This is a genomic window from Paraburkholderia lebeckiae (assembly GCF_050436225.1).
In the GTDB taxonomy this organism is placed as follows: Bacteria; Pseudomonadota; Gammaproteobacteria; order Burkholderiales; family Burkholderiaceae; genus Paraburkholderia; species Paraburkholderia tuberum.
The window spans coordinates 3,464,790-3,480,469 of the sequence record NZ_JBNDLU010000002.1 but is presented as its reverse complement, the minus strand read 5'-3'; the positions used below and the strand labels follow the sequence as shown (position 1 = coordinate 3,480,469).

Here is a 15,680-nt window from a genome sequence, read left to right as displayed (position 1 = left end):
CGCATTGAAGAAGGGAGTCACCGAGGTCATGTCGACCGATCACAGCTTTATCCTCAAACTGTCGTGCGCCGACCGGCCCGGCATCGTTCACGCCGTGTCGGGCTTTCTGTTCGAGCGGGGCAGCAACATTCTTGACTCCGCGCAGTTCGGCGACAGCCGCACCGGCGAGTTCTTCATGCGCGTGCATTTTCAGCAGGTGGGCGGCGATCCGGGGCTTGACGCGCTGCGCGCGTCGTTCGTGACACTCGCCGAGCAGTTCGGCATGAGCTGGGAATTGCACGACGCGAACGTGAAGCCGCGCGTCGTGATCATGGTGTCGAAGATCGGCCACTGCCTGAACGATCTGCTGTTCCGCTACCGCACCGGTCAGTTGAACATCGACATCCCGGCGATCATCTCGAACCACAAGGAGTTCTACCAGCTCGCCGCGAGCTACGACATCCCGTTCCATCATTTCCCGCTGCTCGGCGGCACGCCCGAAGCGAAAACGACGCAGGAAGCGCGCGTGCTCGAAGTGATCAACGAGCATCAGGCCGACCTCGTTGTGCTCGCGCGCTACATGCAGATCCTGTCGCCGAGTCTGTGCGAGGCGCTCGCCGGCCGCGCGATCAACATCCACCACTCGTTCCTGCCGAGCTTCAAGGGCGCGAAGCCTTACTACCAGGCGTTCGACCGCGGCGTGAAGCTGATCGGCGCAACCGCCCACTATGTGACGACCGATCTCGACGAAGGCCCGATCATCGAGCAGGAAGTCGAGCGCGTGGACCACAGCATGACGCCGGAACAACTGACGGCGATCGGCCGCGACGTCGAGTGTGTGACGCTCGCGCGCGCGGTGAAGTGGCACGTGGAGCATCGCGTCGTGCTGAACGGCAGCAAGACGGTGGTGTTCCGCTAGGAGCCGCGCCAGTAACACTGCGCCGGTCGAGGTCGGCGCGGCCCTTTACCTGCTCGTGTTACGAACGCGCTGCCGCGCCGCCCGTGCTTCTCGCGAGATTCGCGTTTTGCGCGGAACGACGCCGCGCGTTCAGCTTCTTCAGCCAGATCAGCAGGCCCGTGACGCTTAGCACGGCCACCGCCACCCCCACCGCGCTGATCAGAATCCGGCCCCCGAGACCGAGGATGCGCCCCGAGTGCAGCGGAAACTGCACCTGCAGGAAGATGTCGCCGGCCGTGCCTTGGCCGGGAATCCGCGCGGCGAGCCGCTTGCCGGTGGCGGCGTCCCAATACATCCACGGGTTGCCGAGGCCGGTGTCGCCGTGGTCGTTGCCGGACGTGTAGAAGCCGACGCCATACGCGTGCATGAATTCGGCGTAGTAGAGCCCGCCCGGCGGCGCGGCGACATGCATTTCCTTGCCGGCCTGCCCGGCGAGTTCGACGATGCGCTCGCGGCTCAGCACCTGATCGCCGGGTTGCGGCGCGCGCAGGATTTCGGGGTTGCTGAACGGATCGGGTGTCAGCGTCGACAGTCGTGACACGATCGGCCGCACCACCTGGGACGACAGATTCATCGAAATCGACGTCAGCGCGACGATCGCCAGCAGGCCCCAGATCCATACGCCGCCGGAGCGGTGCAGATCGAACGTCAACGCATAGCCGCCGCGTTTCAGGCGGAACGTGAACGACTTGCGCCAGGCCTTCAGGCTCGGAAACGACAGGCACAGCGCAATCACGCTGTCAAAGAGCCACACGATGCCGACGATCCCCATCAGCCAGGTGCCAAGGTCGACACCGCCGGTAAACGGCAGCTGCAGCGTGTAGTGCAGCTTGTAGATGAACGGAATCAGGTTGAGTCGCGCGACCGACACGGCGCCCCACTCGCGGCGTCCCTGGATCTCGCCGGTGACGGGATCGACGGCGATCTGATTGAAATCGAGCGGATAGGGCTGCTTCGTCGCCGGATCGGTGCGCGGCAGCACCATCATCTGCAGCGTGTGGCCCGGTTCGACCGCGAGCGGCAGATAGGTCACCCGAAGACGCGGATCGGCGGCTTCGACGCGATTCGCCAGTTCGAGGCCGGACAGCGTCGGCCCGGCCGTGCGAGCCTGGTAAAACGATGGGTTCAGCGCGGCATCGAGCGGATAGGGCTGCTTCGTCGCCGGATCGGTGCGCGGCAGCACCATCATCTGCAGCGTGTGGCCCGGTTCGACCGCGAGCGGCAGATAGGTCACCCGAAGACGCGGATCGGCGGCTTCGACGCGATTCGCCAGTTCGAGGCCGGACAGCGTCGGCCCGGCCGTGCGAGCCTGGTAAAACGATGGGTTCAGCGCGGCATCGAGCTCGTGGTCCCACGCGATGATCGCGCCCGTAAGGCCCGCGACGAACAGAAACAGTGCGGTCGCGACGCCGAACCAGCGGTGCAGGCGGACAAGCTGGCGTCTCATGCGCGAGCCGGCAACGCGCAACAGGGACCTAGGCGGAGACGCGGTTGGGAGATCAGGCGAAACGTCACGATGCGGACCGGGTGTAAATAGGAATTGTTCGCATCTTAGGGGTTGGCGCGGTCGGCTGCAAGTTTTCTGTCAGCAAGAGGCGACGATGAAAGGTCGCGGGAAGCAAAAAAAAGCGGCACCGAAGTGCCGCTTGCGCATTCGTCGCCTGCGTGGACTGCCGCGTGTGCTGCAGAGCGCTAGTGAGTGCTGACTTTTGGTACTCGATTCGGCCCAACTCACACCAACCGCAAATAAATCAGCTCCCGCTTGATGTACGCATAAAAAATCGGCGCCGCGATGACCCCGGCGAGACCGAACGCCGCTTCCATCAGCAGCATCGCGATCAGCAGCTCCCACGCGCGCGCCTCGATCTGCCCGCCGACGATCCGCGCGTTCAGGAAGTACTCGAGCTTGTGAATCAGGATCAGGAACACAAGTGACATGATCGCCGCCGGAAAACTCACCGACAACGCGACCGCGACGATGATCGTGTTCGAGATCAGATTGCCGATCACCGGCAGCAGACCCACGATGAACGTGACGAGCACCAGCGTCTTCGACAGCGGCAGCCGGTCATGGAAAACCGGCAGGATCACGAGCAGGAAGATCGCGGTGAACACCGTGTTAAGCGCGGAGATCTTCACCTGCGCGAACACGATGCGGCGAAACGCGTCGGCAAAACGCGTGACGCGCGTGACGAACGCGGTGGACAGCGGCAGCCGCTGGATATGCTTCTGCGCGCCGACCGCGATGATCGCGCCGATGATCATGCCGAGCAGCACGTGCGTGAACGCGCGCGCCACGGTCGTGCCGCTTTGCTGCAGCATGTTCGCGTGCGTGTGCATCAGTTCCGCGGCCTTCGTCTTCATCTGCTCGGTGTCGACCGGCAGATAGTTCGCGACGAATTGAGGAATCCTGCCGCGCGCCTGGTCGACCAGTTGCATGGCCTGATCGAGCAGCGCCTGCACGCTCGGCACGTCGTTCTCGAAATGCGAGATGATGCCGAGCGTGAGTCCCGTCAGCGCGCCGACGATCACCGTCGACAGAATCACCACCGCGAGCCAGCGCGCCCGCTTGCTCGACATGTGACGCTCGATGCGCGGCGCGATCGTATGCACGAGTTGAAACACCAGCAGCCCGGCGAGCAGCGCGCCGAGCAACTTCAGTTCGATCACCGCCCACATGCCGAACAGCATCACCACGTAGCTGCCGATCTCGACCGCCGACAGCTTCGGCAGACTCATGTCGCTGGTCAGCCTGACCGGGCGCGGGCGCAGGTCCTGCACCCGATCTTCTTCGCGCGCCTGATTACGCTTGGTCATGGCTTATCCCGTCTCCAACCTCGGTAGTGCAGCGTTACTTTGTGGTGGCGGCGCGCTTGAGCAGCGGCGCCAGATATTTGCCGGTAAAACTGGCCTTCGACTTCGCGACCTGCTCGGGCGTGCCCTGGGCGACGATTTGCCCGCCGCCGGCGCCGCCTTCGGGGCCGAGATCGATGACCCAGTCCGCAGTTTTGATTACATCGAGATTATGTTCGATGATCACGACGGTATTACCCTGGTCACGTAACCGGTGTATGACTTCCAGCAACAGCGCGATATCGTGAAAGTGCAGGCCGGTAGTCGGTTCGTCAAGGATGTATAGCGTGCGACCGGTATCACGCTTGCTCAGTTCCAGCGACAGTTTCACACGCTGCGCCTCGCCGCCCGACAGCGTGGTGGCCGACTGACCTAGGCGAATATAGCCGAGGCCCACGTCCAGCAGGGTTTTCAGCTTGCGCGCGACGACCGGCACGGCCTTGAAGAACTCGTATGCGTGCTCGACCGTCATGTCGAGCACTTCGCTTATGTTGCTGCCTTTGTACTGGATATCGAGCGTTTCGCGGTTGTAGCGCTTGCCGTGGCACACGTCGCATGGCACGTACACGTCGGGCAGGAAGTGCATTTCGACCTTCAGCACGCCGTCGCCCTGGCACGATTCGCAGCGCCCACCCTTCACGTTGAACGAGAAGCGGCCCGGATCGTAGCCGCGCTCCTTGGCGGCCGGCACGCCCGCGAACAGTTCGCGGATCGGCGTGAAAAGGCCCGTGTAGGTGGCCGGATTCGAGCGCGGCGTGCGGCCGATCGGCGACTGGTCGACGTTGATCACCTTGTCGAAGTGCTCGAGGCCCTCGATCGACTCGTACGGCGCCGGCTCTGTGGCCGAGCCGTACAGATGATGCGCGACCGCGTGATACAGCGTGTCGTTGATCAGCGTCGACTTGCCCGAGCCGGACACGCCGGTCACGCAGGTCAGCAGACCCACCGGCAGATCGAGCGTGACGTTGTGCAGATTGTTGCCGTACGCCTCGACGATGCGCAGGCGCCGCTCGTCGGGATCTTTGCGCTCGTCGGGGTATTCGATCGTGCGCGCGCCGGACATGTATTGGCCCGTCAGCGACGCCGCGTTCTTCTGCACCTCTTTCGGCGTGCCCTCGGCGATCACCATGCCGCCGTGCTCGCCCGCGCCCGGGCCCATGTCGACCACGTAGTCGGCCATGCGGATCATGTCCTCGTCGTGCTCGACGACGATCACCGAGTTGCCGAGGTCGCGCAGATGCTTGAGCGTCGAGATCAGGCGGTCGTTGTCGCGCTGATGCAGGCCGATCGACGGTTCGTCGAGCACGTACATCACGCCGGTCAGCCCCGAGCCGATCTGGGAAGCGAGGCGAATGCGTTGCGCTTCGCCGCCTGACAGCGTTTCCGCGCTGCGTTCGAGCGACAGGTAATCGAGCCCGACGTTGTTCAGGAACATCAGACGCGCGACGATCTCCTTGACGACCTTGTCGGCGATCTCGCGCTTCGAGCCTTCGAGGCGCAGGGTCTGGAAGTAGCCGAGCGCGTCGCGCAACGGCCAGCCGCTGATTTCGAAGATGCCGCGCGCGTCGCCGTCCGCGCCAATGCGCACGAAGCGCGCCTCGCGACGCAGCCGCGTGCCCGCGCACGCCGGGCATGGCTGGTTATTCTGGTATTTGGCGAGCTCTTCGCGCACCGCGGACGAATCGGTTTCGCGGTAGCGCCGCTCCAGATTCGGGATGATCCCTTCGAACACGTGCTCGCGCACCGACGTGCGGCCGCGCTCGTTGATGTACGAGAACGGAATTTCCTGCTTGCCGGAACCGTACAGAAGGATTTTGCGGACTTTCTCCGGCAGATCCTCGAACGCGGTGTCGATGTCGAAGTCGTAGAACGCCGCGAGGCTCTGCAGCATCTGGAAGTAGAACTGGTTGCGCCGGTCCCATCCCTTCACCGCGCCCGCCGCGAGCGATAGAGACGGATGCGCGACCACCCGCTTCGGATCGAAGAACGTGATCTGGCCGAGGCCGTCGCATTCGGGGCACGCGCCCATCGGGTTGTTGAACGAGAACAGGCGCGGCTCGAGTTCCTGCAGCGAATACGAGCAGATCGGACAGGCGAACTTCGAGCTGAACAGGTGCTCCTTGTCCGTATCCATTTCGAGCGCGATCGCGCGGCCGTCGGCGAGACGCAGCGCCGTTTCGAACGATTCGGCGAGGCGCTGCTTCACGTCGGGGCGCACGCGCAGACGATCGATCACGACGTCGATCGTGTGCTTGTCGTTTTTCTTCAGCTTCGGCAGAGAGTCGACTTCATAGATTTTCGCGGTGCCTTCGTTGGCGGTGCCGCCGCCCGAGCGCACGCGAAAGCGCACGAAGCCTTGCGCCTGCATGTCCTCGAACAGATCCGTGTGCTCGCCCTTGCGATCGCTGACGACGGGCGCGAGGATCATCACGCGCGTTTCTTCAGGCAGCGCGAGCGCCGCGTCGACCATCTGCGACACGCTTTGCGCTTCGAGCGGAATCTCGTGATCGGGGCAGTAGGGCGTGCCGACGCGCGCGAACAGCAGGCGCAGATAATCGTGGATTTCGGTGACGGTGCCGACCGTCGAGCGCGGATTGTGCGAGGTCGCCTTCTGCTCGATCGAGATAGCCGGCGACAAGCCTTCGATCAGGTCGACGTCCGGTTTTTCCATCAGCTGCAGGAACTGCCGCGCATAGGCGGACAGACTTTCGACGTAGCGCCGCTGGCCTTCCGCATACAGCGTATCGAACGCCAGCGACGATTTGCCGGAGCCCGAAAGCCCCGTGATAACGACGAGCTTGTGACGCGGTAGGTCGAGATTGACGTTCTTCAGGTTGTGGGTGCGAGCCCCACGAATACGGATTTGTTCCACGGATTTATTCCATGAACTGCGGAAAGGGAAAGAGGCCAAACCTGCTACTATAACGACTTTTCCAGACCGCCGTTACGGCGTGCTGACAGCGGGAAAAAGGCGTAACTGGGGCCGTTTTCCGTGAGTACAAGATGCCGCGAGGGGCGTGCGTCGGCGGGGACGATGGGCCACGGGCTTTGCGCGCCTCGTCGGCGCGGACCCGCCGATATGCCGGGGTTGGCCGCCCGCCTGTTCGTTCCGCTCCATTGTGCCGGCGGCCAAGGCTGTCCACGGGCTCGCCGCCCGGTTCATTCAAACAACGCTTCGATGTCCAATCCGTCCGCCATCTCCACACGCATGAGCGCGCCCGAACTGCGCGCGACTGTATCGCTTGCCGCCATCTTCGCGCTGCGCATGCTGGGTCTCTTCATGATCATGCCGGTGTTCTCGATCTACGCGAAGACCATTCCCGGCGGCGAAAACGTGCTGCTCGTCGGCATCGCGCTCGGCGCGTACGGCGTCACGCAGTCGATGCTCTACATCTTCTATGGCTGGATCTCCGACAAGGTCGGCCGCAAGCCGGTGATCGCGACGGGCCTGCTGATCTTCGCGATCGGCAGCTTCGTCGCGGCGGCCGCGCACGACATGACGTGGATCATCGTCGGCCGCGTGATTCAGGGGATGGGTGCGGTGTCGTCGGCGGTAATCGCGTTCATCGCCGATCTGACCTCGGAGGAACATCGCACGAAGGCGATGGCGATGGTCGGCGGCAGCATCGGCGTGTCGTTCGCGGTCGCGATCGTCGGCGCGCCGATCGTGTTCCACTGGCTGGGCATGAGCGGGCTCTTCACGCTGGTCGGCGTGTTCTCGATTCTCGCGATCGGCGTCGTGATATGGGTCGTGCCCGATGCGCCGAAGCCGGTGCATGTGCGCGCGCCGTTCGCCGAAGTGCTGCACAACGTCGAGTTGCTGCGTTTGAATTTCGGCGTGCTCGTGCTGCACGCCACGCAAACCGCGCTGTTCCTCGTCGTGCCGCGCATTCTCGAAGCGGGCGGGCTGCCGGTCGCTTCACACTGGAAGGTGTATCTGCCGGTGATGGGGCTGTCGTTCGTGATGATGGTGCCGGCGATCATCGCCGCCGAGAAGCGCGGCAAGATGAAGATCGTGCTGCTGTCGGCGATCGCTCTTATCCTGATCGGCCAGTTGTTATTGGGCGTTGCTCCGCATACGATTCTGAGTGTGGCGGCGATCCTGTTCGTGTACTTTCTCGGCTTCAATATTCTCGAGGCCTCGCAGCCTTCGCTGGTGTCGAAGCTCGCGCCCGGTACCCGCAAGGGAGCCGCGGCCGGCGTGTACAACACCACGCAGTCGATCGGTCTTGCGCTGGGCGGAATGGTCGGCGGCTGGCTGCTGAAGGTGAACGGCCAGAGCGCGGTTTTCTTCGCCTGCTCCGGGCTGGTATTTTGCTGGCTTATAATCGCCGCAAAGATGAAACAGCCGCCGCGCAAGGCATAACACAGCGTACTCGGGGCACCTCCCGAATCATCCAGAACTCACCCGGCGGCGGGCAGAGGCGCTCTTCTGGTCTCGGGCCTGCCGGCCGTGAGACGCGAACTGCGTAGTGCCGCGCCGCCTGCAACAGGAATCAACAGGAGAAATTCATGGCATCCGTGAACAAGGTCATTCTGGTCGGCAACCTCGGCGCCGATCCGGAAGTCCGCTATCTTCCGAGCGGCGACGCAGTGGCGAACATCCGCCTTGCGACGACGGACCGCTACAAGGACAAGGCGTCGGGCGAGATGAAGGAAGCCACCGAGTGGCACCGCGTCGCGTTCTTCGGCCGCCTCGCGGAAATCGTGGCGGAATATCTGAAGAAGGGCTCGTCCGTGTACCTCGAAGGGCGCATCCGCACGCGCAAGTGGCAGGCGCAGGACGGCACCGATCGTTACTCGACCGAGATCGTCGCGGAGCAGATGCAGATGCTCGGCGGCCGCGGCGGCGCGTCGATGGGTGGCGGCGATGAAGGCGGTTATAGCCGTGGCGAGCCGTCGGAGCGTAGCGGCGGCGGTGGTGGTGGTCGCGCGATGTCGTCGGGCGGCGGTTCGCGTGGCGGTAGCGGCGGTGGCGGTGCGAGCCGTCCGAGCGCGCCGGCTGGCGGCGGCTTCGACGAGATGGACGACGATATTCCGTTCTGACGATTACCTTTTTTAAGGTGTAAACAACAAGCCTGTAGCCCTCGTGGTTACAGGCTTTTTTTTTTACGTCACACGCGCGGATGGAGCATTCCGTCAGAAACTCACCGCCTCAAATGCTCCAACGTATCCCGCAACGGCAGGCTCGAAATCACGATCGGCCCGGTGAACGGCGTGTCGAGATCGACGATCACATAAACCGCCGAAGCAATCGAAACCGCTCCCAGCGATATCGTCACCAGCGCCAGCGCATTGCGCGGCGCTATCAACCCGAAGCTCAGAAAGATCACGCCTAGCCAGAACGTCAACGTCTTGAAGAACGGCTGCGAAATCGAGCTGTGCGCTTCCTCGATGATTTTCCAGCGCGCGTCGATGACGCGCCGGTACTGCGTCAACGCGTCATCGAGCGCACGTTGCTGCAAGGCATCCTGCGTGCGCAGTTGTCGCAATTGCCGCCCCACCGTGGTCAGCATGTCGCCCAAACGCACGTTTTCGAGTTGCTGCGGATTGTCCGGCGGACCAAGATCGTGCGGATAGTCGCCGCTCGGCGCGGGCTCGTGCGGCCACGTCGAAGCGATCGCCGCCGCCGTGTACTGGCGCAACAGGCGCCGCGATTCGTCGGCCGCGCTGCCGAGCTCGCGCAATGTGGCGTCGAATTCGATCAGCTCTGCCGCATAGCTGCGCATATCGTTCGACGCGGTATCGAAGCTCGCTTTCGCCGATGCCGTCATCAAACCCAGCACCAGCGCGGCGAACGTCACCAGCATGCCGATCACGAGCTGCACGAGCTGTACGGTCTCGTGTGCCTTGTGCTCTTCCGGCAGCAGCGGCCGCACCCCGACGCCGAGGCCGGTGGCGATCAGTAGCAGCGCGAACACGAGTACGGCCGAACCGATTTCCGACATGGGCGCGCTCCGGGCAGGAAGGGGCTTCGACAGAAGAGCTTCAGCAAACGGGCTTCGAGACTTTATTGATGTAACGCAAGCCGGGCGAGCGATCAACCATAAAGTTTTCGGCCGATACGCCGTTGTCCCGAATGTGCTGTTTGCTTAATTTTCAGATAAGTTGCGGACCGGGCCGAACGGCGTGGGCGCAGCCTGCGTGGCCGTGCAGCTATCGTCAACGATACTGAACGAACGGCCGGGCAGCCCAAGGAGACCAGTCCGATGTTGAAAAAGCTGTCGATTCGCACCAGCCTCACCCTGATGATCGTGTTCTTCGGCATCGTGCTGCTGCTCGGCGCGGCCGCGGGATTGTTGTCGCTGCGCTCGTCGAACGCGTCGCTGCAACAGATGTACACGGTCGACACGCCCGCCGTCGCCGACCTCGAAGGCAGCGCCGGCCAACTGCTGCGCCTGCGGCTCGCGCTCGCCACGTACGCGTCGCTCGTCGCGCTGAACGATCAGGACGGCGCAAGCGCCGTGCTCAAGCGCTTCGATCAGTACCGCAAAGCCTCTGACGAGCGGCTTGCCCACTATTTGAGCCATGCGGGCACGGATGCCGATGAGCAGCGTCTGATCGCCGACATGCAGCAGAAGCGCGACGCGTTCCTGCACGACGGCGTCGACCCGACGCTCGCCGCGCTGAAGTCGAGCGATACCAACGCCTTCCAGCTATTGCAGGCGCATAAATTGCCGTCGCTGTACAGCGCGTACGAGAAGGCCATGCTCGCGCTCGAGCAGTTGCAGCTTGATCACGGCGCACAGCGCTATAAGGATGCGCAGGACCTGTTCTATGCGATCAGCACGGCGGTGGCGATCGGCATTGCGCTGTCGCTGGTCGGCAGCTTGCTCGCCCGCCTCGTGCTCGTGCGTGCAATCGTTGCGCCGGTCGATGCGACGATCGCGCAGTTCCAGCGCATCGCCAACGGCGACCTGAGCGGCCGCATCGAGGTGCTCAGCGACAACGAAATGGGCCGTCTCGCGGCCGCGCTGCGCAAGATGCAGGAGTCGCTGATCGGGACCGTCAACGCGGTTCGTCAAGGTACCGAATCGATCGATACCGGCGTCAGCGAGATCGCGGCCGGCAACGCCGATCTGTCGCAACGCACCGAGGAGCAGGCGGCGGCGCTCGAGGAAACGGCCGCGAGCATCGAAGAGCTGACCACGACGGTCAAGCAGACGGCCGACAACGCGAAAGAGGCGAGTTCGCTCGCGCAGGGCGCCTCGACGCTGGCCGCGCAGGGCGGCGAGCTGACCGAGCAGGTGGTCGGCACGATGCACGGCATCGTCGACGATTCGCGGCGGATTGCCGATATCGTTGGCGTAATCGAGGGGATCGCATTCCAGACCAACATCCTCGCGCTGAACGCCGCAGTCGAGGCGGCGCGAGCGGGCGAGCAGGGACGCGGCTTCGCGGTCGTCGCGAGCGAAGTGCGCTCGCTCGCGCAGCGCAGCGCGGCGGCGGCCAAGGAGATCAAGGGCTTGATCGACGCGTCGACCACCCGCGTGGAGCAGGGCTCGCAGCTCGTCGAGCGCTCGGGCACGACGATGAACGACATCGTCGGCGCGATCGCGCGCGTCAGTTCCATCATGAACGAGATCGCGGCGGCGGCGCTCGAACAGAGCACCGGCATCGATCAGGTCAATCGCGCGGTCGGTCAGATGGACGAGGTCACGCAGCAGAACGCGGCGCTCGTCGAGCAGGCGGCCGCGGCGGCGAGTTCGCTGGAAGATCAGGCGCGGCGCCTGTCGACGGCGGTGGCGGTGTTCCGGACCGGCAGCGAATCGCGCAGCCGTGCTCCAGCGCCCGGCGCGAAGCTGGCCGGTGTTGCCGGCGAGCGGAGACTGGACAGCGAGTTTGTCGCGGCGTGACGCGAGCCGTTGCGCCGCGTCAACCCGCGACCTTTCACCGTCCCACTACTGCATGGCCGCGTAATACCTCGCCACGGCATTGATTTCCTCGGGCGTCATCTGCCGCGCGACATTGCGCATCTGCTCGTTGATGTCGTTGCGCCGCGCGCCCGAAGCGAACGCCTGCAACTGCGCGGCCAGATAGGCCGCCGACCGTCCGCCGAGCCACGGCGCCGCGCCCTTGCGATCGAGTTGGCCATGACACGCGGCGCACGGTGCGATATTGCGTTGCGGGTCGCCCTGCATCACGAGCCTGGTTGCGGTCGCATCGGGTCCTTCGCCGGCTCGGGTCTTCTCGGCCGCCGCGGGGAACGGGAGCGACGCGTAGTACGCCGCCAGATCGTGCAGATCCTGGTCGCTGCGTCCCGCGATGATTGCCTGCATGACCGCGCTTTGCCGCTGGCCGCTCTGGAAGTCGCGCAATTCCTTGTAGGTCACGTCGGCGTTCTGCCCGGCGAGCGCCGGCGCGGTGACCTGCACGGTGCCGAGTACGCCGTGGCACATCGAGCAGTGCTGCGTCGCGATCGTCGCGCCGCGGCTTATCGATCGCAATGCATCATGTAAATGTGATTAGCTGATGTCGATCGATAAATTTTGCTGTGAATTTCATTTGTGCGTCATGCGAACAGCCGCACGAGCGCATCACGTGCATTGCTGACCAACTCGCTTTCGCCCGGACGCCGCGGCAGCAGATGAAACTCGATGGCGGGCAGCGGTGGCAAGCCGAAGTTCGCGGCACACGCCACCACGCCGCCGCCGAGCGACGACTCGTTCAGACAGGAAATCCCGAGCCCCGCCTTCAATGCGAGTTGCAGGCCCGCGACGCCCGACGCCGAATGCGACACCACGTACGGTACCTTGTGTTCGTCGAGCAGCTTGACGACGAAGCGCTGCAACTGACACGTCGACGGCAGCAGCACCAGTTGATACGGCGCGGTGGGGCGGGTGGCGGCATCGGCGCAACTGGCCCATAGCAGCCTTTCGCGCCGCACGACGATGCTCGCGGCACCGGCACCCGCGCCGCGTGCACGCAGCTGGCCTGTGACGAGCCGCGCCGACAAACCGATGTCGAACGACGCGTAATCGTCCGCGCCGCTGTCGATCACCGCGCTCGGCAGCACCGTCACGTGCAGCTTCAGCCGCGGATGCTGTTCCGAAAACGTCTTGAGGATGCGCGCGATATCGTGCGGCCGGTAGTAATCGGTGATCGCGATGCGCAGCTCGCCGTCGAGCGAGCGGCCTTGCAGGTCGTCGAAGGCCGCTTCGCTCATCGCGATGATGCGGCGCGCATGCTCGAGCAGGCGCTCGCCCGCGGACGTCGGACTCACACCCTGCCGGCCGCGCACGAGGAGCGGCTGGCCGGCGCGCTCCTCGAGCTTCTTCAGCTGCTCGCTTACCGACGACTGCGACAGGAACACGCGCTCCGCGCCTGCCGACACCCCGCCCGATTCGGCGACGGCGACGAAGGTCCGCAACTGCGCAAGGTCGAAACCACGCTGGCTCAAGATTCGGTTTTTCCGATGGTGGAGATCTAAATTTCCGGCTTTGCCGATGGAATGTCCAGCCGTAGCATACCCCCGAATGACACGCGGAGGGTGTGATGGAAAACGGATCGATGACAGCGTCGGGCGGCACCGGCGAGCGCGGCGCGCGGCATCGCTGGAAGGTGCTCGGCGTTGGTTTTGCCGCGAATGCGAGCTTTTCGGCGGCATTTTCGGGGATTCCGACGACGGCGGTGTTCCTGCGCTCGGACTACCACCTGGGCAACCACGGGCTCGGCCTCGTGCTCGGCATGCTCGGCCTGGGCATTGCGGTCAGCGAGTTGCCGTGGGGGCTGTTGACCGACCGCTGGGGCGATCGCCGGGTGCTGCTGCTCGGCTTGCTGTCGACCGCGGTCGCGCTCGCCGGTCTCGCGCTGTTCGTGTCGCCGGGCGGCGCGCATGTGCCCGGCATCGTCCCGCTCGCGCTCGGGCTGCTGTTGGTCGGACTGCTGGGCGGCAGCGTCAACGGATCGAGCGGCCGAGCGGTGATGGCGTGGTTTCGCGAAGGCGAGCGCGGCCTCGCGATGAGCATCCGCCAAACCGCCGTGCCGGCGGGCGGTGGACTCGGCGCAGTGGTCCTGCCGGTGCTCGCCTCGCACTTTGGTTTTGCGAGCGCCTATGCGGTGCTGGCGTTGGCGTGCGCGATCACCGCATGGTTCGCGTGGCGCTGGCTGCACGAGCCCGCACACGCGGACGATACGCTGGCGCCCAAAGGAGCGCCCGCCGCTGCGACGGCCCGTGCCGCGGCGGCGGACGGTTGGGGGTTGGACTCCTTGAGCGTCAGCGCACCGCAGCCGATGATCTCCCCATTGCGCGACATCGCGATCTGGCGCGTCGCGCTCGGCGCGGGCGCGCTGTGCATGCCGCAGATTGCCGTGATCACATTCGGCACGGTGTTCCTGCACGACTTCGGGCGTGCAGGCGTGTTCGCGATCAGCGCGACGATGGCCGCGGTGCAGACTGGCGCCGCGATCGCGCGGGTCTGGAGCGGCGCGTGGACCGACCGGCGCGGCAATCGCCGCGCGTATATGCGGGCATGCAGTCTGTTGACCGCCGTGCTGTTCGTGCTGCTCGCGCTCGCGACCGGGCTCATCGGCCTGCGTCGCGCCGGGGCGGTCGCGCCGTTCGCGCTAATGATCGTACTCGGCGGAGTTAGCGCGTCGGCGTGGCACGGCGTCGCGTTCACCGAACTCGCGACGCTCGCCGGTACTCGCCGCGCGGGCACCGCGCTCGCAATGGGCAACACCTGCGTGTTCCTCACTCTGTTCGTGACGCCGCTCGCGATTCCGGCGCTGCTGTCTATCGGAGCATGGCCGCTGGTGTGGACGGTGGCGAGCGCTTGCGCGTTGCTCGCATTGCCGGTGTTTCCGCGCGCCGCGTCGACGCGTGCGATGCGCGCGACGCGTGCTTGCGATGCAGCGTAAAACGTTGGGGCGAACAGCGCCCGCTTTGCGTGGCCGAATTGATTTTGATTCGATTCGAATCACGGTGTGCATATTGCTTGGTAGAACTATAAATTGTCCCGATTATTGAGCTGGATTAGGAACGCTCCGATTGTCGTGAATTTGCGAGGGTGATCAGATGGCTTTTGCGGCACGTCGCTTGAGTGCCACGACGCAGGTCGACGCCTGCCGCCTGCACAGCTACTGCCGCGCGCATTTCGACCATTCTTGTAACGAGCGAGACTAATCGTGACAAATCTTCGAATCATTCTGGCGGACGATCACCCGTTCGTCCTGCTTGGCCTGAAATCGATACTGGAGGCGCACGAAGGTCTGTCCGTCGTGGGTCAGGCGCAGATGCCCACTGCGTTGATCGCATTGCTGCAACACACACCGTGCGACGTGCTCGTCGTCGATCTTTCCATGCCGGAACCTGCCGGCGAGATTGGCGACGGACGCGGCCTGATCCAGCGCATTCGTGGCGAGTGGCCGTCATTGCGCGTCGTCGTCGTGACCGGGCAGACGAATGCCGCGATGTTGCGTGTCGTCGTCGCCGATGCCGCGGTCAGTGTGATCGGCAAAGCCGAGTCGCTCGAGGAACTGCCGCAAGCCGTCTGCGACAGTGCGCGCGGCGCGCGCTACCTGGGCCGCTCCGTAGTCGAAACGCTCGCGCGTTTGCAGCCGGACAACGGTAGGTTCGTGTCGGCCCTGCTGCTATCGAAGCGGCAGACCGACATTCTGCGCAGGCTCGTGAACGGCGAGTCCATCGTGCAGATCGCGGTGGCGCTCGGCTGCCATCGCCGCACGGTGAGCCGGCACAAGCGCGAAGCGATGGCGCGGCTTGGCGTCAACGACGACCCCGCGCTTTTTTCCTGTGTGCGCGCCTGCGGCACGGTCCTCCTCGAATCGGAAGACTAAGCATCAGGCATACGGTTGTTCGTTCCATTTCAGAGCGCTCTGATGTTTGTCGCAAAAGAATTGCTCGACCATTGCGTGAGCGCCGGTCACTCAT

Annotated in this window: 11 protein-coding genes and 1 pseudogene; 6 read left to right on the top strand and 6 right to left on the bottom strand. The window is 64.5% G+C overall.

The annotated features are described in order from the left end of the window. Window positions 1-28 precede the first annotated feature (28 nt). Complete coding sequence (gene purU / locus OKW45_RS30580) at window positions 29-898, top strand: formyltetrahydrofolate deformylase (RefSeq protein WP_018419364.1); 870 nt, start codon at window positions 29-31, stop codon at window positions 896-898. 58 nt (window positions 899-956) lie between these two features. Here purU and OKW45_RS30575 read toward each other — a convergent pair whose 3' ends face one another. The 3 genes from OKW45_RS30575 to uvrA all read right to left on the bottom strand — a co-directional run bounded on the left by OKW45_RS30575 (window position 957) and on the right by uvrA (window position 6,662). Further along, a complete protein-coding gene (locus OKW45_RS30575; protein WP_429472797.1) occupies window positions 957-2,384 on the bottom strand; it encodes a PepSY-associated TM helix domain-containing protein in 1,428 nt (475 codons plus the stop codon). 284 nt (window positions 2,385-2,668) lie between these two features. Then, entirely contained in the window at window positions 2,669-3,754 is a 1,086-nt protein-coding gene (locus OKW45_RS30570) for an AI-2E family transporter (RefSeq protein WP_018419366.1), read from the bottom strand. Window positions 3,755-3,788: 34 nt separating this feature from the next. Beyond that, complete coding sequence (gene uvrA / locus OKW45_RS30565; RefSeq protein ID WP_018419367.1) at window positions 3,789-6,662, bottom strand: excinuclease ABC subunit UvrA; 2,874 nt, start codon at window positions 6,660-6,662, stop codon at window positions 3,789-3,791. 306 nt (window positions 6,663-6,968) lie between these two features. Here uvrA and OKW45_RS30560 point away from each other — a divergent pair, with 306 nt between their 5' ends. Both OKW45_RS30560 and OKW45_RS30555 read left to right on the top strand, forming a co-directional pair. Continuing rightward, window positions 6,969-8,156, top strand: coding sequence for an MFS transporter (locus OKW45_RS30560; protein ID WP_184027022.1), 1,188 nt, complete (start codon window positions 6,969-6,971; stop codon window positions 8,154-8,156). A 146-nt stretch (window positions 8,157-8,302) separates the two neighbouring features. Then, window positions 8,303-8,836, top strand: a complete 534-nt coding sequence (locus OKW45_RS30555) for a single-stranded DNA-binding protein (RefSeq protein ID WP_018419369.1) — start codon at window positions 8,303-8,305, stop codon at window positions 8,834-8,836. A 101-nt stretch (window positions 8,837-8,937) separates the two neighbouring features. Here the strand turns inward: OKW45_RS30555 and OKW45_RS30550 are convergent, their stop codons facing one another. Next, window positions 8,938-9,738 carry a bestrophin-like domain gene (locus OKW45_RS30550; RefSeq protein ID WP_429472796.1) on the bottom strand — a complete coding sequence of 267 codons (801 nt, stop codon included), beginning with the start codon at window positions 9,736-9,738 and terminating at the stop codon, window positions 8,938-8,940. 261 nt (window positions 9,739-9,999) lie between these two features. Between OKW45_RS30550 and OKW45_RS30545 the strand changes: the two genes are divergently transcribed. Beyond that, the gene (locus OKW45_RS30545; RefSeq protein WP_429472795.1) at window positions 10,000-11,646 is read left to right on the top strand and encodes a methyl-accepting chemotaxis protein; all 1,647 of its coding nucleotides are present in this window, start codon (window positions 10,000-10,002) and stop codon (window positions 11,644-11,646) included. A 45-nt stretch (window positions 11,647-11,691) separates the two neighbouring features. Here the strand turns inward: OKW45_RS30545 and OKW45_RS30540 are convergent. Together OKW45_RS30540 and OKW45_RS30535 are read right to left on the bottom strand one after the other, a co-directional pair. Continuing rightward, window positions 11,692-12,231 (bottom strand): annotated as a pseudogene (locus OKW45_RS30540) (c-type cytochrome); the annotation flags it as partial. 71 nt (window positions 12,232-12,302) lie between these two features. Next, a complete protein-coding gene (locus OKW45_RS30535; RefSeq protein ID WP_018419373.1) occupies window positions 12,303-13,190 on the bottom strand; it encodes a LysR family transcriptional regulator in 888 nt (295 codons plus the stop codon). A gap of 95 nt (window positions 13,191-13,285) precedes the next feature. Between OKW45_RS30535 and OKW45_RS30530 the strand changes: the two genes are divergently transcribed. Together OKW45_RS30530 and OKW45_RS30525 are read left to right on the top strand one after the other, a co-directional pair. Beyond that, a complete protein-coding gene (locus OKW45_RS30530; RefSeq protein WP_429472794.1) occupies window positions 13,286-14,650 on the top strand; it encodes an MFS transporter in 1,365 nt (454 codons plus the stop codon). Between the two features lie 267 nt (window positions 14,651-14,917). After that, window positions 14,918-15,586: a response regulator gene (locus tag OKW45_RS30525; protein ID WP_429472793.1), complete on the top strand. Its 669-nt coding sequence runs from the start codon at window positions 14,918-14,920 to the stop codon at window positions 15,584-15,586. Window positions 15,587-15,680 lie beyond the last annotated feature (94 nt).

Bases quoted from the DNA above. Each gene is read 5' to 3' on its own strand.
- purU (WP_018419364.1), top strand. From the start codon at position 29: ATGTCGACCGATCACAGCTTTATCCTCAAACTGTCGTGCGCCGACCGG.
- OKW45_RS30575 (WP_429472797.1), bottom strand. From the start codon at position 2,384: ATGAGACGCCAGCTTGTCCGCCTGCACCGCTGGTTCGGCGTCGCGACC.
- OKW45_RS30570 (WP_018419366.1), bottom strand. From the start codon at position 3,754: ATGACCAAGCGTAATCAGGCGCGCGAAGAAGATCGGGTGCAGGACCTG.
- OKW45_RS30560 (WP_184027022.1), top strand. From the start codon at position 6,969: ATGTCCAATCCGTCCGCCATCTCCACACGCATGAGCGCGCCCGAACTG.
- OKW45_RS30555 (WP_018419369.1), top strand. From the start codon at position 8,303: ATGGCATCCGTGAACAAGGTCATTCTGGTCGGCAACCTCGGCGCCGAT.
- OKW45_RS30550 (WP_429472796.1), bottom strand. From the start codon at position 9,738: ATGTCGGAAATCGGTTCGGCCGTACTCGTGTTCGCGCTGCTACTGATC.
- OKW45_RS30545 (WP_429472795.1), top strand. From the start codon at position 10,000: ATGTTGAAAAAGCTGTCGATTCGCACCAGCCTCACCCTGATGATCGTG.
- OKW45_RS30530 (WP_429472794.1), top strand. From the start codon at position 13,286: ATGGAAAACGGATCGATGACAGCGTCGGGCGGCACCGGCGAGCGCGGC.